15 protein-coding genes are annotated in these 16,069 nt (G+C 72.7%); 5 read left to right on the top strand and 10 right to left on the bottom strand.

Annotation, left to right across the window (positions count from 1 at the left end; all coding sequences use genetic code 11):
- Nucleotides 1-672: alpha-amylase family glycosyl hydrolase (locus ACZ6CL_RS30965; RefSeq protein ID WP_468941627.1), on the top strand; the 672-nt coding region annotated here is incomplete at its 5' end.
- An 86-nt stretch (nucleotides 673-758) separates the two neighbouring features.
- On the opposite strand, the gene ACZ6CL_RS30970 is transcribed toward ACZ6CL_RS30965, so the two are convergent.
- Nucleotides 759-1,940 carry a MalY/PatB family protein gene (locus ACZ6CL_RS30970; RefSeq protein ID WP_468941629.1) on the bottom strand — a complete coding sequence of 394 codons (1,182 nt, stop codon included), beginning with the start codon at nucleotides 1,938-1,940 and terminating at the stop codon, nucleotides 759-761.
- Nucleotides 1,941-2,218: 278 nt separating this feature from the next.
- Here ACZ6CL_RS30970 and ACZ6CL_RS30975 point away from each other — a divergent pair, with 278 nt between their 5' ends.
- A complete protein-coding gene (locus ACZ6CL_RS30975; protein ID WP_468941632.1) occupies nucleotides 2,219-3,340 on the top strand; it encodes a mechanosensitive ion channel family protein in 1,122 nt (373 codons plus the stop codon).
- Nucleotides 3,341-3,365: 25 nt separating this feature from the next.
- Here the strand turns inward: ACZ6CL_RS30975 and ACZ6CL_RS30980 are convergent, their stop codons facing one another.
- Nucleotides 3,366-4,373 carry a LacI family DNA-binding transcriptional regulator gene (locus ACZ6CL_RS30980; protein WP_468941634.1) on the bottom strand — a complete coding sequence of 336 codons (1,008 nt, stop codon included), beginning with the start codon at nucleotides 4,371-4,373 and terminating at the stop codon, nucleotides 3,366-3,368.
- Nucleotides 4,374-4,515: 142 nt separating this feature from the next.
- Between ACZ6CL_RS30980 and ACZ6CL_RS30985 the strand changes: the two genes are divergently transcribed.
- A complete protein-coding gene (locus ACZ6CL_RS30985; protein WP_468941637.1) occupies nucleotides 4,516-6,159 on the top strand; it encodes a fucose isomerase in 1,644 nt (547 codons plus the stop codon).
- Entirely contained in the window at nucleotides 6,159-7,637 is a 1,479-nt protein-coding gene (locus tag ACZ6CL_RS30990; protein WP_468941640.1) for an FGGY-family carbohydrate kinase, read from the top strand. Before ACZ6CL_RS30985 ends, ACZ6CL_RS30990 begins: the two co-directional genes overlap by 1 nt.
- A 20-nt stretch (nucleotides 7,638-7,657) precedes the next feature.
- Here ACZ6CL_RS30990 and ACZ6CL_RS30995 read toward each other — a convergent pair whose 3' ends face one another.
- Genes ACZ6CL_RS30995 through ACZ6CL_RS31030 form a run of 8 tightly spaced genes read right to left on the bottom strand, consistent with a single transcriptional unit; the run spans nucleotide 7,658 to nucleotide 15,026 of the window.
- Nucleotides 7,658-8,386 carry an oxygenase MpaB family protein gene (locus tag ACZ6CL_RS30995; RefSeq protein ID WP_468941643.1) on the bottom strand — a complete coding sequence of 243 codons (729 nt, stop codon included), beginning with the start codon at nucleotides 8,384-8,386 and terminating at the stop codon, nucleotides 7,658-7,660.
- Nucleotides 8,383-9,117, bottom strand: a complete 735-nt coding sequence (locus tag ACZ6CL_RS31000; protein ID WP_468941645.1) for a GntR family transcriptional regulator — start codon at nucleotides 9,115-9,117, stop codon at nucleotides 8,383-8,385. The genes ACZ6CL_RS30995 and ACZ6CL_RS31000 overlap by 4 nt, the downstream gene beginning before the upstream one ends.
- A gap of 10 nt (nucleotides 9,118-9,127) precedes the next feature.
- Complete coding sequence (locus ACZ6CL_RS31005) at nucleotides 9,128-10,120, bottom strand: ornithine cyclodeaminase family protein (RefSeq protein WP_468941647.1); 993 nt, start codon at nucleotides 10,118-10,120, stop codon at nucleotides 9,128-9,130.
- A gap of 43 nt (nucleotides 10,121-10,163) precedes the next feature.
- On the bottom strand, nucleotides 10,164-11,165 hold the full coding sequence (locus ACZ6CL_RS31010; RefSeq protein ID WP_468941650.1) for a proline racemase family protein: 1,002 nt from the start codon (nucleotides 11,163-11,165) through the stop codon (nucleotides 10,164-10,166).
- A gap of 4 nt (nucleotides 11,166-11,169) precedes the next feature.
- Nucleotides 11,170-12,078, bottom strand: coding sequence for a dihydrodipicolinate synthase family protein (locus ACZ6CL_RS31015; RefSeq protein WP_468941653.1), 909 nt, complete (start codon nucleotides 12,076-12,078; stop codon nucleotides 11,170-11,172).
- Nucleotides 12,075-13,568, bottom strand: coding sequence for an FAD-dependent oxidoreductase (locus ACZ6CL_RS31020; RefSeq protein WP_468941654.1), 1,494 nt, complete (start codon nucleotides 13,566-13,568; stop codon nucleotides 12,075-12,077). Before ACZ6CL_RS31020 ends, ACZ6CL_RS31015 begins: the two co-directional genes overlap by 4 nt.
- Nucleotides 13,549-13,836, bottom strand: coding sequence for a (2Fe-2S)-binding protein (locus tag ACZ6CL_RS31025; protein WP_468941656.1), 288 nt, complete (start codon nucleotides 13,834-13,836; stop codon nucleotides 13,549-13,551). The genes ACZ6CL_RS31020 and ACZ6CL_RS31025 overlap by 20 nt, the downstream gene beginning before the upstream one ends.
- Nucleotides 13,833-15,026: an NAD(P)/FAD-dependent oxidoreductase gene (locus ACZ6CL_RS31030; RefSeq protein ID WP_468941658.1), complete on the bottom strand. Its 1,194-nt coding sequence runs from the start codon at nucleotides 15,024-15,026 to the stop codon at nucleotides 13,833-13,835. Before ACZ6CL_RS31030 ends, ACZ6CL_RS31025 begins: the two co-directional genes overlap by 4 nt.
- Nucleotides 15,027-15,125: 99 nt before the next feature.
- Between ACZ6CL_RS31030 and ACZ6CL_RS31035 the strand changes: the two genes are divergently transcribed.
- On the top strand, nucleotides 15,126-16,052 hold the full coding sequence (locus ACZ6CL_RS31035; protein WP_468941659.1) for a hypothetical protein: 927 nt from the start codon (nucleotides 15,126-15,128) through the stop codon (nucleotides 16,050-16,052).
- Nucleotides 16,053-16,069 lie beyond the last annotated feature (17 nt).

Genomic DNA, 16,069 nt, shown 5'->3' on the forward strand with positions numbered 1-16,069 from the left:
ACCGGCTCCACCGTCACCTGGGTCCTCAACAACCACGACCAGGTCCGCACCGTCACCCGGTACGCGAGCGACTCGGCGACCGACGAGGCCGCGTGCCTCGGCCCGGCGCGGGCCCGCGCCGCCGCCCTGCTGATGCTGGCCCTGCCCGGCGCCGCGTACGTCTACCAGGGCGAGGAGCTGGGTCTGCCCGAGGTGGTCGACCTGCCGGACGATGTGCTGACCGACCCCATCTTCCACCGCACCGGCAGCCGTCAGCACATCCGCGACGGCTGCCGGGTGCCGCTGCCGTGGTCGGGGCAGGCCTCGCCGTTCGGCTTCACCACAGGCGAGGCGGTGGCACAGCCCTGGCTGCCGCAGCCCGAATGGTTCGCCGAACACGCCACCGACCGGGCCCTGGCCGACACCGACTCGTTCTGGCACCTGTACCGCGAAGGGCTGTACCTGCGGCGCAGCCTGCCGCAGATGGGCGAGGGCCCGCTGGTGTGGATGGAGTCGCCGCCCGAGGTGCTGGCGTTCATGCGCGGCGACGGGCTGGTGTGCGCGATCAACTTCAGCGACCACGCGGTCCCGGCTCCGGTCACCGGAGCGCCCATTCTGGCCAGCACCTCCTGCCCGCCCGGAACACTGCCGGGCAGCGCCGCGGCCTGGTGGATCACGGACCTGACCGGCTGACGCCAACGGGGGTCCCCCAGCGGGACCGGCCGTCGCGCACGGAGCGCCGACGGCCGGTCCGGACGCGCGTCGGGTGAGGGCGCGCGTCAGCTGAGGGCCGCGCTCATCCGCCGTGCCGCCTCGGCGATCAGCTCCGGCGAGGTGGCCAGGTTGAGCCGGACGTGGCCCGCCCCGCCCGTGCCGAAGGGCAAGCCGGAGTTGAGGGCCACCCGGCCACGGTCGAGGAAGACGGCGGCGGGGTCGTCCCCCAGGCCCAGGGCGCGGCAGTCGAGCCAGGCGAGGAAGGTCGCCGGGCCCGGCCGGTAGCGGACCCCGGGCAGCTGCCGGGCCAGCAGACCGGCCAGCAGCCGCCGGTTGTCGTCGAGCCCTTTGAGCAGCGCGTCCAGCCACTCCACGCCCTCGCGCAGCGCGGCGGTGTGGGCGATGACACCGATGTGGCTGGGGCCGTGGCCGACCTCTTCGGGGAGGCGCGCCAGGTCCTCGGCGGCCGTGGGTCCCGCGATGAGCAGCGCGGCCTTGAGCCCGGCGAGGTTCCACCCCTTGGAGGCGGACATCAGCGACAGTCCGCTCTCCCCGCCGGGCACGCTCAGATACGGGGTGAAGACGGTACCCGGGGCCACCAGGGGCGCGTGGATCTCGTCGGCCACGACCCGTACGCCATGGCGGTCGGCGAGCGCGGCGACGGCGGTCAGTTCCCCGGCGGTGTGCACGGTCCCGGTCGGATTGTGCGGGCTGCACAGCAGATAGACGGCGCGTCGGCCACCGGCGACGGCGCGCCGGAAGGCGTCTTCCAGCGCGGCGGGGTCGAGCCTCAGGTCCGCGCCCAGCGGCGCCTCCACGATCCGGCGGTCCATGTGCTCCACGAACGGGTAGAAGGGCGGATAGACCGGACAGTTGACCACCACCGCGTCCCCGGGGCCACTGATCAGCTTGAGCGCCTCGACGACACCCAGCATCACATCGGGCACGATGGCCGTACGGTCCACGGCGAGCCCGTCCCAGCCCCAGCGCTCCCGGGCGAAGCCCGCCAGCGCCTCGGCGTACGCCGTACCGGCCGGATAGCCGGTGTCGCCGAGGGCCATCGCGTCCGTGACCGCCCGCACCACCGGCCCGGCGAGCGGGACGTCCATCTCGGCCACCCACAGCGGCAGCACGTCGTGCGGGTAGGTGCGCCACTTCATGCTGGTCCGGAGCCGCAGTTGGTCGAGGGAGAGCCGGTTCAGCGGATTGGGGTCGTCCTCGGCGGGGCCGTGCGGAATGAGATCCATGTCATCCATGGTCCCCGCGATATCCATGTTCTCCACGTGGTCCATGCTGTGACGACCGGCCATTTCCCCCCTCGCGGTCATGGCCGGGCGGTCATCAGCATGTTGACGGGATGCGGCAAGATGGCAGGTCACGTCGAGGCCGTGTGAACGAGCCGCGACGCCATCAGCACATCCTCCGCACGAACAGGTGACCAGGTGAGCAGCAGACACGACTCCGGGCCGGAGACGACGCGGCCCGACGCCCCGAGGGCGGCGGGCGGCACGTCGGGAGGTAAGCGGTGAACCGGGCACTCACGCTGCACGACATCCTCATCGTCGGCGCCGCGCTGCTCGCCGCCGCGGCGGCCGGACTGCTGGCGCGGATGGCGCTGCGCTGGCTGGGCGAGAGGGCCCGCAGGACGCGGTGGAGCGGGGACGACGTCATCGTCGCCACTCTGCGCACCCTGGCCCCGTGGGCGGCGATGTCCGTGGGCGTGTCGTCGGCGGCCGCGGCGCTGCCGCTGACCCGCACCGTCGGCCACACCGTCAACCAGGTGGTGATCGCGGCGCTGATCCTGGCCACCACCGTCACGGCCGCGCGGGTGGTCGCCGGTCTGGTGCAGACCCTGGCGCTGTCCCGGTCCGGAGTGGCGGGCACCGCCACCATCTTCGTCAACATCACCCGCATCGCGGTACTGATGATGGGCGTGCTGATCCTGCTCCAGACCCTGGGCATCTCGATCGCGCCGCTGCTCACGGCGCTGGGCGTGGGCGGCCTGGCGGTCGCGCTGGCCCTGCAGGACACCCTGGCCAACCTGTTCGCGGGCGTGCACATCCTGGCGTCCAAGACGGTCCAGCCCGGTCACTACATCCGGCTCAGCAGCGGGGAGGAGGGGTACGTCGTGGACATCAACTGGCGTAACACCACGATCCGTCAGCTGTCCGACAACCTCGTGATCATCCCCAATGCCAAGCTGGCCGGGACCATCACCACCAACTACCACCAGCCGGGACAGGAGATGTCGGTGATGGTGCAGGTGCGGGTGGCGTACCGCAGTGACCTCGAACACGTCGAACGGGTGACGGCCGAGGTCGCCGCGAAGGTGATGGCCGACGTCTCGGGTGGCGTGGTCGATTTTGAGCCGAGTATCCGCTTTCACACCTTCGGCGAGTCCGGCATCGATTTCTCGGTCTTCCTGGGCGCGCTGGAGTTCAGCGACCAGTACCTGATCAAGCACGAATTCATGAAGCGGCTGCACCGGCGCTACCAGACCGAGGGCATCGAGATCCCGCTCCCGATGCGCACCGTCGTCCTCCACCAGCCGGGCCAGGTCCCCCTGCCCACCCAGCGCACCAGCGAGCCGGCCTCCGCCCCGGCCCCAGCCCCGGAGCCGGTCACGCCCCCGACCCGCGTCTCCTGACCTCGCGCTACGCCCTGAAACCGGCTCACCCCCGCTGCGGCCGCAGGGAGCTGGCGCGAACGATGAGGGTGGGGGACAGCGTGATGCGGCGTGGGGGGCGTTCCGCGGGGGCGCGGAGGGACTCCAGCAGCAGCCGTGCCGAGCGCTCGCCCAGGGGGTGGGCGGGCTGGGCGACGACCGAGATGGGCGGCGTCATGTACGGGGCCCAGGGGGCGTCGTCGAAGGAGACGAAGCCGACGTCGGAGCCGACGCGCAGGCCGCGTTCGGCGAGGGCGGCCAGAGTGCCGAGCGCCATCGGGGCGTTGGCGACGAAGAACGCGTCGGGCGGATCGGACCGGGACAGCAGCTCCCGGGCGGCGAGCATCGCGCCGTCCTGCCGGAAGTCGGCGTGCGCGACGATCTCCGGCAGGCCGGGATGCTCGCGGATGGCCGCGCGGTAGCCGCGCAGCCGGGCGCGGGCGGTGTCGGCGGACGCCGGGCCGGTGATACAGGCCGGGCGTGACCAGCCCTGCTCGATGAGGTGGGCGGTGGCGGCCCGGGCGCCCGCGAAGGAGCGCACCACGATGGCATCGGTCTTCTCGCTCAGCGGGCGGTCGATCACCACGACCGGGATGCGGCTCTGGCGCAGCCGGGAGATGTCGGTGTCCCGGCCCTGCGGGGACAGCACGACCCCGGCCACCCGGGCCTGTTCGGCCACGGCGAGGTGGCGGCGCTCCTTCTCGGGATCCTCGTCGGTGTTGCAGAGCAGGACGGTGAAACCCTCCGCCTCGGCGGCATCGGTGACGCCGCGCGCGACCGCGGTGAAGAACGGGTTGCCGATGTCGGGGATGAGCAGCGCGATGACCTTGGTGGTGCGGGTGCGCAGGCTGCGCGCGATCCCGTTCGGCCGGTACCCCACCGCGTCGGCGGCCCGCATCACCCGCTCGACGATCTCCGGCGCGATGGACGGATTGCCGTTGAGGGCCCGGGATACGGAGGCCGGGGAGACCCCCGCCTCCTCGGCAACGGTTTTGATCGTCGGCGTTGGTGTCACCTCACCCACGGTAGCCACCTCTCGGCGCGGCATCACCACAGGTGTCGGACCCTTGTCTGAGAAATCGATTTCTGAGAGCCTGCGGGCACCCGTGGCGGCCGTCGCGGGCCCATCGATGACGCAGGGAAATGTGGTGGCGCCCATGCCGTACACCGTGCCGGTCAGTACGCCGAGGCCGACCGTGGAGCCCGCCACGGTGTGGCTCGTGGCCAGCGGCGATCTGCGCCCCTCCGCGAACGCGGCGGGATGGCCGGTCCAGGAGTCGGTGGAAGCCGCGCTGGGCGAGGCCTTCGGGAAGCTCGGCTGGACGGTGCGCCGGGCGCACGAGGTGGATCCGGTCAAGGGCCATGGCTTCATCGACAGCCAGCGCATGGGGCTGACCGTGTTCCGCTCGATCCCGCCCGACGCGCCCCTGGTGGTCGCCGAGGCGGTGTGGCAGTACAGCCATCATGTGCTGGCCGGACTGCGCACTCACCGCGGTCCCATCCTGACCGTGGCCAACTTCGACGGCACCTGGCCCGGCCTGGTGGGGCTGCTCGGGGTGAACGCGGGCCTGACCAAGATGGGCAAGGAGTACGCCACGCTGTGGAGCGTGGACTTCACCGACGACTGGTTCCTGGACGGGCTTCGGAGCTGGGTGGACACCGGCACCGTCCCCCACGACGCCTCGCACGTGCGGCCGTTGCCACCGCTTCCCGCCACGCCCGAGCGCGAACTGGGACACGCGGTCGCCGACCAGCTGATGGCGGACAAGGCCATCATCGGGGTCTTCGACGAGGGCTGCATGGGCATGTACAACGCCATCATCGACGACGAACTCCTCAACCCCCTCGGCATCTACAAGGAGCGCCTGTCACAGAGCGCGCTGTACGCCGAGATGTCCACGGTGCCGGAGGCGGAGACCACCGCGGTGCGCGCGTGGCTCACCGAGCGCGGCATGCGCTTCGAGACCGGTACGGACGAGGCCACCGAGCTGACCGATGAGCAGCTGCGCCAGCAGTTCGCGATGTACATCGCCGCACTGCGGATCAGCGACGACTTCGGGCTTGACGCGGTGGGCATCCAGTACCAGCAGGGCCTGAAGGACCTGGTGGCCGCGTCCGACCTCGCCGAGGGGCTGCTGAACAACGCCGAGCGTCCCCCGGTACGCAGCCGCGACGGCTCCCGGGTGCTGTGGGAGGGCCGTCCGCTCCCCCACTTCAACGAGGTGGACGAGGGCGTGGCGGTGGACGCGCTGCTCAGCAACCGCGTCTGGACGGCGATGGGCCTCGACCCGGCCACCACCCTGCACGACGTCCGCTGGGGCGAGAGTTACGACGGCCACTTCGTCTGGGTCTTCGAGATCTCCGGCTCCATCCCGGCATCGCACCTGGCCGGGGGCTATGCCGAGGCCGTCTCGCTGCGGCAGAACCCGGTGTACTTCCCGGCCGGCGGCGGCACCCTGGCCGGGGTGTCCCGGCCCGGCGAGATCGTCTGGTCCCGGCTGTATATCGCCGGGGGCAGGCTGCATCTGGACATCGGCCGCGGCCGGGCGGTGGAGCTGCCCGAGGAGGAGACGCGGCGGCGCCGGAAGGCCACCAACCCGGAGTGGCCGATCATGCACGCGGTCCTCGACGGGGTGAGCCGTGACCAGTTCATGGCCCGTCACAGGGCCAATCACATCCAGGTGGTGTACGCGCCCGACCCGGCCACGGCCGACCGCGCGCTGGCCGCCAAGGCGGCGGCCTTCGCACGGCTGGGGGTGTCCGTGCACCTGTGCGGCGACGTGGCGATCGAGGCCGGGTGATGACGTCGCAGCGTGCGCCGAGGCGCGCCGTGGTGGGCGTGGACATCGGGACCTCCAGCTCCAAGGGTGTGCTGGTGTCGACGGACGGCACGGTCCTCGCCCAGTCCGTCGTACGGCACTCCGTCGACCGGCCGCGTCCGGGCTGGGTGGAGATGGATCCGGAGGTGTGGTGGCGGGAGTTCATCACGCTGGTGCGGGATCTGCTCGGGTCCGCCGAGGTGACCGTGGAGGCGGTCGGGGTCAGCGGGATGGGGCCGTGTGTCGCGGTCACGGACGACGCCGGTGCGCCGCTGCGACCGGCCCTGCTGTACGGGATCGACACCCGCGCCACCGAGCAGATCCGCGAGATCGAGGGCGAGCTGGGCCGCGAGGAGATCCTGCGCCGCTGCGGTTCGGTGCTCTCCACGCAGGCGGTCGGCCCCAAGCTGGCGTGGCTCGCCCGGCACGAGCCCGGTGTCTTCGCCCGCGCCCGGCGGCTGTTCATGCCCAGCTCCTGGCTGGTGCACCGGCTCACCGGGGAGTACGTACTGGACCACCACTCGGCCAGCCAGTGCACCCCGCTCTACGACACCGGCGCGCTCGACTGGTACCGCCCCTGGTCGGACGGGCTGGCCGGGCGGATCGAACTCCCCCGGCTCGGCTGGTCCGGGGACACGGCGGGACGGGTGTCACCGCGGGCGGCGGAGGCGACCGGGCTCGCGGCGGGCACCCCGGTGACGGTCGGCACCATCGACGCGTGGGCGGAGGCGGTCAGCGGCGACGCGCACAACGCCGGTGATCTGATGCTGATGTACGGCTCGACGATGTTCCTGATCAACACGGTCGAGGAGCGCGTCACCTTCCCCGCCCTGTGGGGCACCGTCGGGGCGCTCCCGGGCACCCGCAATCTGGCCGGTGGCATGGCGTCCTCGGGGGCCATCACCGACTGGCTGCGCTCGCTGTTCGGGGACCCGTCCGTGCCCGAACTGCTGGCCGATGCGGAGACCTCGGGCCCGGGTGCGCGCGGCCTGCTGATGCTGCCGTACTTCGACGGGGAACGCACCCCGGTCGCCGACCCGGCGGCCCGCGGCGTCCTCGCGGGCCTCACCCTGGCCCACACCCGCGGCGATCTCTACCGCGCGGCGCTGGAGGCCACCGGTTTCGGCGTCCGACACAACGTGGAGGCGATCCGCGCCGCCGGTGGGCGCATCGACCGGGTGGTGGCCGTGGGCGGTGGCGCCCAGGGGCATCTGTGGACGCAGATCGTCTCCGACATCACCGGGCTGACCCAGGACATCCCCACCCACACCGTCGGCGCGAGCCTCGGTTCGGCGTTCCTCGCCGCGTCGGCCGTCGGGGACGCCGACATCACGCGATGGAATCCGCCCGCCGCCCGCTGCCGCCCCGACCCCGCCACCACCGCGCGCTACGACGAGCTGTACGCACGCTACCGCGCGCTGTACCCGGCGACCGCGGACATCGTCCACGGGCTCTCTTGAGGGCCCGCGCCCGGAGTGTCTTACGGCTCCTGGGCGCGCGCCCGCCGCCCGCGCCACGCCCGCGTCCGCAGCGCGGCCCGGGTGGCGGCGCGGACCAGGGCCGGGGGCCGCCGGGCGCCGAAGGCCTCCCGCGCCCGGTCGTCGAACAGGCTGTCCGCGGCCGCGCCCGCGAGTGGGCCGAGCACCCCGGGCACCCGGTCGGCCAGCATGCCGCGAGTGGCCTGCCACAGCGCCCGCCCCTGCGGGGTGGCGGCGAAGTGCGCGCGCTCGTAAGCCCTCATCCAGGTGTCGAACTCGCGCCAGGTGGCGGGCACATCGGGGATGCCCATGCGGTCGGCGAGGCCGAGGTACAGGGTGTGCGAGGCGGTCCGCTCGGCGTCGGTGGGGGCGCGCCACGCGTGGTCCGCGCACCAGCGCATCGGGGCGAGGTCGAAGCAGGCGAGGACATAGCGGAAGGCGTCGTCACCGATGGCGTACGGGGCGTGCAGCCGGTTCAGCGCCGCGATGGTCTCGGCGCCCCGCTCGCTGTCCAGCCCGTGTTCGAAGAGCCCGTACATCATCGCGCCGGTGGCCTTGGCGCGTACCCGGGTGTGCTCGGTCATCCGGCCCGTGGAGGCGAGCACCCGGGCGATCGCGGGGACCGCGAACGTACGGCAGAAGCCCAGGTTGAAACCCATCTTCAGGTCCCGGGCGAAGGTGTCGTACACCATCCGCCGGTAGGTTTCCTCGGCCTCGTGTAACGCGCTCACCGGGGCGGCTCCCCGGCCGGGCGAGCCGGGTGGCCTCCGGGTGCGGGGTCAGGGGTCCGCTCGGCCCAGATCCCGCGGACGTGGCCGAGGTGGCGGCGCATCAGGGCCTCCGCGCCGTCCGCGTCGCCCGCCTCGATGAGGTCGAGGAGTTCGGCGTGTTCGTGGGAGGAGTCGAAGAGGGCGCTGCCCTCGGTCAGTGTCCGCAGACCGTAGAGCCGGGAGCTGGTGCGCAGGGAGCGCACGATCTCCACCAGTCTGCTGTTCCCGGCCTGTTCCAGCAGGGTGAGGTGGAATTCCATGTCGATGGTGACGTGTGCGATGAAGTCGCGGCGGTGCGCGGCATCCTCGATGCCCGCCGCCAGCGGCCGCAGCCGCGCGATGACCTCGGGGGCCACACCCGCCTCGGTGATCTGCCGGATCACCGGGATCTCGATGAGCGCGCGCAGGTGGGTGATGTCGTCCAGTTCGGCCGCGGAGAGGTGGGTGACCCGGAAGCCCTTGTTACGGGCGATCTCGACCAGCCCCTCCTTGGCGAGGTCGAGCATGGCCTCGCGCACGGGTGTGGCGGACACCCCGAAGTGTTCGGCCAGGCTCGGCGCGGAGTACACGACACCGGGCTTCAGCTCTCCGGAGATCACCGCGCCGCGGAGGGTTTCGGCGATCTCCTCGCGGAGGCTGAGGCGGCCGCGGAGCGAGGGCAGGCGCGTGGTGGCCCCGTCGTCCACGGTCATGCGGTCTCCTTCATCTGTCGCTCTCGTCGGCCTGACGGGACTTGATGGCCTCGGCCTGACGGGACTCGATGGCCTCATGGACGGTACCGGCGAGCACCAGATCTTCCCATGCCATTCCCACACTCTTGAACAGCCGGGGGCGTCCGCCGTCCACGGCCGGGCCGCCCGGCCGGTCGCGCACCAGGTCGGCGAGGGGCACCAGTTGGGCGGGGTCGAGCAGACCGCGGTCGATGACCTGGATGAGGTCGCCCGCCTCCCGGGTGGCGGCGGCGCGGGACTCGACCACGACGGTGGCGTGGCGGACGGTGTGATCGTCGACCTCCCTCGCGCCGGGTTCATGCGATCCCACGGCCAGCACGGTGGCGTGCGGGGGCAGCAGGGTCCCGTCGAACAGCGGGGTGCGGGCCGTGGTGCAGCAGGCGATCAGATCGGCGTCCGCGACCGCGTCCGGCGCACCGGCCATGACGCGGACCCCGGCGGTCTCCGGGAAGCCCGCGACGAGTTGGCGGGTGCGCTCCGGGGTGCGGCCGACGACGGTGACCTCGGTGAGGGGGCGGATCGCGCGCAGCGCCGCCAGATGGCTGTGGGCCTGCGGGCCGCCGCCGAAGAGCACCAGGCGGGACGCGCCGGGCGGGGCGAGCAGGTCGGCGGCCGCGGCGGACATCGCGGCGGTACGGAGGTTGGTGAGCGCGACCCCGTCCAGCAGGGCGAGTGGGGTGAGCGTTTCGGCGTCCAGCAGCAGATACTGCCCCTGGATGCGGGGAAGTCCGCGCGCCGGGTTGTCCGGCGCCACGGTGGCGATTTTGACGCCCGCGTAGGCGCTTCCCCGGGCGGTACGGCCTTCGGCGGGCATCAGCAGCAGCTGGCCGTGGTCGACCGGCACCACCCCGCGCGGCGGGTCCGCCTCGGGGTCGAGCCCGTCCCGCAGCGCCTGCTGGAGCGCCCGGATCGCGGTGTGCGGGGGCAGGGCGGCGGCCACGGAGGCCGCGTCGATGGTCTTCATGATCGGCTCTTCATAGTCGGCTCTTCACAGATTGGTCAGCTCTTCACAGCTCGAAGCCTTCGGGGAACGGGTCGTCGGGGTCGCGCAGATACTGGGCGGTTCCGGTGATCCAGGCGCGCCCGGTGACGGTGGGCACCACCGCGGGCAGTCCGCCGACCGTGGTCTCCTCGACCAGCCGCCCGGTGAAGTGGGTGCCGATGAACGACTCGTTGCGGAAGTCGGTGTGCAGCGGCAGCAGTCCGCGGGTGTGCAGCTGGGCCATGCGGGCGCTGGTGCCGGTGCCGCAGGGTGAGCGGTCGAACCAGCCCGGGTGGATGACCATGGCGTGGCGGGAGTGCAGGGCGTCCGATCCGGGGGCGGCCAGATAGACGTGGTGGCAGCCGCTGATCTCGGGGTTGCCGGGGTGGACCGGGCGGTCCTGCTCGTTGATGGCGGCCATGATGGTCATCCCGGCGTCCATGACGCGGTTCTTGTGGGCCCGGTCGAAGGGGATGCCGAGGTCGCCCAGGTCGGCGATGGCGTAGAAGTTGCCGCCGAAGGCCATGTCATAGCGGATGTCGCCGAAGGGCCCGGCCTTCACCGTACGGTCCAGGGCGAGCGTGAACGCGGGTACGTTGCGCAGCGTCACCCCGCGCGCCGCGCCCGCCTCGACGGCCACCTCCACCACGACCAGCCCGGCGGGGGTGTCCAGCCGGATGGTGGTGACGGGCTCCTCGACCGCCACCATGCCGGTTTCCACCAGGACGGTGGCGACGCCGATGGTGCCGTGTCCGCACATCGGCAGACAGCCGGAGACCTCGATGAAGAGCACACCCCAGTCGGCGTCGGGGCGGGTCGGCGGCTGGAGGATGGCCCCGCTCATCGCGGAGTGGCCGCGCGGCTCGTTGACGAGGAACCGGCGGATGTGGTCGAGGTGTTCCATGAAGTACCGGCGCCGGTCGAACATGGTGGCGCCGGGAATCACCCCCGCGCCGCCCGTGATGACACGGGTCGGCATCCCTTCGGTGTGCGAGTCGACGGCGTGGAAGACCCGGTCGCTGCGCATGGGTTCAGCCGAGCCCTTCCGCGAGGGCCTTCTCGGTGGCCTTGCGCACCGTGTCGGCGTGTTCGGGGGTGAGCGGTACGCGCGGGTGGCGGCAGGGCCCGCCGTAGCGCCCGGCGATGTCCATGCTGCCCTTGATGGCCTGGACGAACTCGGTCCTGGCGTCCCAGCGCAGCAGCGGATGCAGGGTGCGGTAGAGCGGCAGCGCCGTGGTGAGATCGCCTTCGGCGGCGGCCCGCCACAGCTCGGCGCAGGCGCGCGGGAAGGCGTTGGGGTATCCGGCGATCCAGCCGGGCGACCCGGCCACGGCCAGCTCCAGGGCCACGTCGTCGCTGCCGCACAGGACGTCGAGCCCGGGGGCCAGCTCATGGATCCGGTAGCTTCGGCGGACATCGCCGGTGAACTCCTTCACCGCCACGATCAGCCCCTCGTGGTACAGCTCCGCCAGCAGCTCGGGCACCAGGTCGACCTTGGTGTCGATGGGGTTGTTGTACGCCACGACGGGCAGCCCGGCCCTGGCCACCTCCCGGTAGTGGGCCAGCACCGCGCGCTCGTCGGCGCGGTAGGCGTTGGGCGGCAGCAGCATCACGGCCGGGGCGCCCGCCCCGGCCGCCTGCTCGGCCCAGCGCCGGGCCTCGTCCGCGCCGTAGGCGGCCACTCCGGGCATGACGGTGAAGCCCTCGGGGGCGGCCTGGATCGCGGTGGTGACCACGCGGGCCCGCTCCTCGGCGGTCAGGGTCTGATACTCGCCCAGGGAGCCGTTGGGGACGACACCGTGGCAGCCGTTCTCCGCGAGCCAGGTGACGTGTTCGGCGTAGCCGTCGAAGTCGACCGTGAGCGTGCCGGTGGTGTCCTCGCGCAGCGGCAGCGCCGTCGCGACGAGCACCCCGTGCCATGACTTGGCCTGTGCGTTCATGCGCCCTCCTCGTCGTGGTGTGGCATGGTTCCGTTCGCCAGGTCCCCCGGGCTCTTCAGCAGCCCGAGTGGCACCGGCTGGGCGATGGGCCTGCTCGCCAGCCCGCGCAGGTCCTCCTCGGTGACATCGCGCCCGGCGTGGCCGGCGGCCAGGGCGGCGGTGGCGTAGCCGCACACCCGGCCCTGGCACAGGCCCATACCGGGGCGCGCGCACAGCTTCACCGCCCGTGGATCGGTGGCGCCCAGGTCGGTGACGGCATGGCGGATGGCACCGGCGGTCACCTCCTCGCAGCGGCAGACGACGGTGTCCTCGGTCAGCCACTCCCGCCAGCCGGGCCGGACCGGATACGCGGCGTACAGCGCGGCGGCGAAGCCGCGCCGGGCGGCCCGGCGCCGCAGCAGCCGGGCGACGCGGCGTGGGTCGGGGCGGGCACCGGTGGTGACGTACGCCGCATGCAACCCGGCCAACTCACCTTCATCGCACGCGAGTTCGGCGCCGCCGACCCCGCATGTCTCGCCCGCCACATAGACACCGGGCACGGTGGAGCGCTGCCGGGTGTCCACGCGGGCGCTCAGGCTGCCATCGGCGTCGCGGTGCATCGCACAGCCCAGCTGCAGGGGGATCTCGGTCTGCGGGGTGAAGCCGTAGCCCACGGCCACCGTGTCGCACTCCAGCCGCCGACGGCTGCCGGGCACGATCCGCCACCCGCCGTCCAGCCGCGCCACCTCCGCCCCGGTGACGGTGTCCGTGCCGTGGGCCCGGACCACCGTGGCGCTGGTGCGGTACGGGACTCGGTGGCGCCGCAGCGTCCGCAGGTAGTCCGCGCCCTCGGCGAGTTTGCCGACGGCGCGCAGGGTGGTGAGCGGATGGCGGACGAAGGCCGTCGGCCGCCCCGCCTCGAAGACGCCGAGGACCGTGGCACCCGCCTCGGCCAGGCCCGTGGCCACCGGCAACAGAAAGGGCCCGGTCCCGGCGACGACCACGCGCCGCCCCGCGACGACGCCGTGCCCCTTGAGCAGGGCCTGCACCCCGCCCGCGGTGTAGACGCCGGGTAAGTCCCAGCCGGGGAAGGGCAGTTGGCGGTCGTAGGCACCGGTGGCCACGACGACGGTACGGCTCCGGACCTCGTGGGACGCGCCGTCGCTCAGGGCGTGGGTGACGAAACCGGCGGCGGTGCGCTCGATGTGCCAGATGGCGTGGCCGGGCAGATGGTCGAGCCGGGCGCGATACGTGTCCAGCGCCGTGCGCAGCCGCTGGAAGGCGGGCCAGTCGTGGTGCGCGGCGCCGTCGTCGGCGGGGCGGTGGCGCCAGTACTGGCCACCGGGGCGGGGTGCCGCGTCCAGCAGTGCGACCCGGGCGCCGTGGGCCGCCGCGGCGGTCGCGGCGGAGAGTCCGGCGGGCCCGGCGCCGAGCACCGCGATGTCGTACGGGACACCCGCAGACTCAGCGGGCTCAACGGGCTCAACGGGCTCAGCAGGCGAGGTCGGCACGGCCCGCTCCCTCCTGCGTCTCCACCACGTCCCCCGGCGCCACCTCGACCAGGCACGCGCGGTGGTTGGGGCGCCCGTTGACGGTCACCAGGCAGTCGAAACACACACCGATGCCGCAGAACATCCCGCGCGGACGGCCGCCTTCGCGGGTGCTGCGCCAGGAGCGCTGTCCGTCGGCGATGAGCGCGGCCGCGATGCTCTGGCCCGGCTCGGCCCGCACCTCCCGGCCGTCGAAGCGGAAGGTGAAGGGGGTCCGGGTCCGGTTCATGCGGCGGCCTCCTCGAATCGCTGCGGTCGAAACGGCGTGAGAGGCAGGTCCGGTGCCCGGCCGGTGAGCAGTTGGGCGAGCAGATGCCCGGTGGCGGGCGCCAGTCCGATCCCGGCGCCCTCGTGGCCGCAGGCATGGACGAGGCCGGGGGCACGGGGGTCGGGCCCGATCACCGGCAGATGGTCGGGGCAGTACGGGCGGAAGCCCAGATAGCCGCGGAGCAGCGCGACATCGGAGAGGAACGGGAAGAGCCCGATGGCCTGGTCCGCCAGCTTCCGCAGCACGGGCAGCGCCACGGTGCGGTCGAACCCCACGCGCTCCCGGCTCGCGCCGATCAGGACGGTGCCCGCCCGGGTCCCCTCGACCACGACCGAGGTCTCCAACCCGGCGTCGTCGCTGGCGACGTTGGCCACGTATTCGGCGGTGTACACCTTGTGCCGTACGACGCGGGGCAGCGGCTCGGTGACCAGGATGAACCCCTTACGGGGCAGTACCGGCACCGGCGCCCCGGCCAGGTCGGCGAGCTGCCCGGCCCAGGTGCCCGCCGCGTTGACGACCCATCGGGCGTGCAGAGCGGGCAGCCTGGCCGAGTCGGTGCGTACCCCGGTGACGGCGCCCCGTGGGTCCCGGAGGAAGCCGGTCACGTTCATGCCGGTGTGGACGGTGGCGCCCCGGGCGCGCGCGGCGCGCAGCAGATGCGCGGCGGCCAGTACGGGCTGGACCTGCGCGTCCTGCGGGTAGTGGGCGCCGCCCGCCACCTCGCGGTGCAGGTTCGGCTCCAGTTCGAACAGTTCGTCCGGGCGGACGTCCACCGCCTCGACCCCGGCCGCGCGCTGCCGTTCCGTGAGCTGGCGCAGGCCCGCCGCCGTAGCGTCCGAACCGGCCACCACCACGCCGCCCTTGGCGTGGTACTCCACGGCCTCAACGCCGAGATCGTCCCGGATTTCGCGCCACAGCCGGGAGGACAGCAGCGCCAGGTTCAGTTCGGGTCCGGTCTCCTTGTCGGACACCAGGATGTTGCCCTCGCACGCGCTGGTCGTTCCGCCGCCGATCGCGCCGCGCTCCACCACGGTGACGCGCAGCCCTGCTGACGTGCAGTAATACGCACAGGCCGCGCCGATGACACCCGCCCCGATGACGAGCACATCCGGGGGGCGGGGAATGCCGGGTCGGGCACTCGTACCGGTCATGGCCAGTAGCGTGTCATATGGCACTACCCCTCGCCAGGGTGCCGCAACGGCCTATGGCTAGAATTCGCCGCCACGGCACAGATCGGGAGAGGAGTGCACGTGGCTACGGGGGGATGGCAGCCGCCGAACAATCCTGGGCAGGGAGGCTCGTGGGGGCCACCGCCCCCGCCCGGCCCGTACGGGCCGCCGCCGCAGAATCCGTACTACGGCCCACCGCCGCCGAACCCCTACGGACCGCCGCCGCCCGGCCCGTATCGGCCGGTCCCGGTGCGCCGCCGTCGGTGGTGGCTGCTCTCGCCGCTCATCCCGCTGGTCCGTTCGGCGAACCGCGTGGCGAAGCGACTGTTCGACCAGGAGGGCGGCGGGCGGGTCCGGGACCATCTCGTCGACCAGGTCCAGCTCACCCGCTCCGTCCTCGGTATCGTCGCGACCCTGGCGCTCGTCTATATGTACGGGGCGGACGGCGGCTGGAGCGGTGCGGCGACCGACGGTGTCGGCAATCTCTTCGCGACCCCGCTCCTGCTCCTCCTCACCGGACCGTTGGTCGTGTTCGGCTTCATCCTCTACGCGCCCGCGCACCGGCGCCCGGAGCTGCGCTCCCGGCTGCGCGGCCCGCTCAAGACGGTGGGCTGGTACGTACTGATCCTGGTGGCCTTCGGCGTCTTCATCTATGTGGCAGGCCAGACGACGCTGCTGCACGGGCTGCAGGGCTGGAAGCTGTGGGTGGTCGGCCTGTCGCTGATGGCGGGGCTGCCGTGGGCGCTGGTGTTCCTCTTCCTGGCCTCCGCGTACGTCGCGCGCAGCGCCTTCAACACCGCCTATGTGCACGCCGCGCTGCCGCCCGTGCTCACCGGGGTGCTGGTGTGGCTCATCGCGTTCTTCAACCTGCTGTCGGACGGGCTGCCCAACGGGCCGCTGGCCGCCCAGCTGTGCGCCGCGTTCGGCGGGCCGCTGTCGGTGACCGCTCTGTCGCTGTGGGAGCTGCGGCGGCTGCGTACGCACCACGGCGTGACCATTCGCGGCTGAGCCTCTGTCAGGGCATC

This window comes from Streptomyces sp. NPDC041200 (genome assembly GCF_055591805.1).

Coding starts and splice junctions, on each gene's coding strand:
- ACZ6CL_RS30970 (WP_468941629.1), bottom strand. CDS start 1,940: ATGGATCTCATTCCGCACGGCCCCGCCGAGGACGACCCCAATCCGCTG.
- ACZ6CL_RS30985 (WP_468941637.1), top strand. CDS start 4,516: ATGCCGTACACCGTGCCGGTCAGTACGCCGAGGCCGACCGTGGAGCCC.
- ACZ6CL_RS30990 (WP_468941640.1), top strand. CDS start 6,159: ATGACGTCGCAGCGTGCGCCGAGGCGCGCCGTGGTGGGCGTGGACATC.
- ACZ6CL_RS31000 (WP_468941645.1), bottom strand. CDS start 9,117: ATGACCGTGGACGACGGGGCCACCACGCGCCTGCCCTCGCTCCGCGGC.
- ACZ6CL_RS31005 (WP_468941647.1), bottom strand. CDS start 10,120: ATGAAGACCATCGACGCGGCCTCCGTGGCCGCCGCCCTGCCCCCGCAC.
- ACZ6CL_RS31010 (WP_468941650.1), bottom strand. CDS start 11,165: ATGCGCAGCGACCGGGTCTTCCACGCCGTCGACTCGCACACCGAAGGG.
- ACZ6CL_RS31015 (WP_468941653.1), bottom strand. CDS start 12,078: ATGAACGCACAGGCCAAGTCATGGCACGGGGTGCTCGTCGCGACGGCG.
- ACZ6CL_RS31025 (WP_468941656.1), bottom strand. CDS start 13,836: ATGAACCGGACCCGGACCCCCTTCACCTTCCGCTTCGACGGCCGGGAG.
- ACZ6CL_RS31030 (WP_468941658.1), bottom strand. CDS start 15,026: ATGACCGGTACGAGTGCCCGACCCGGCATTCCCCGCCCCCCGGATGTG.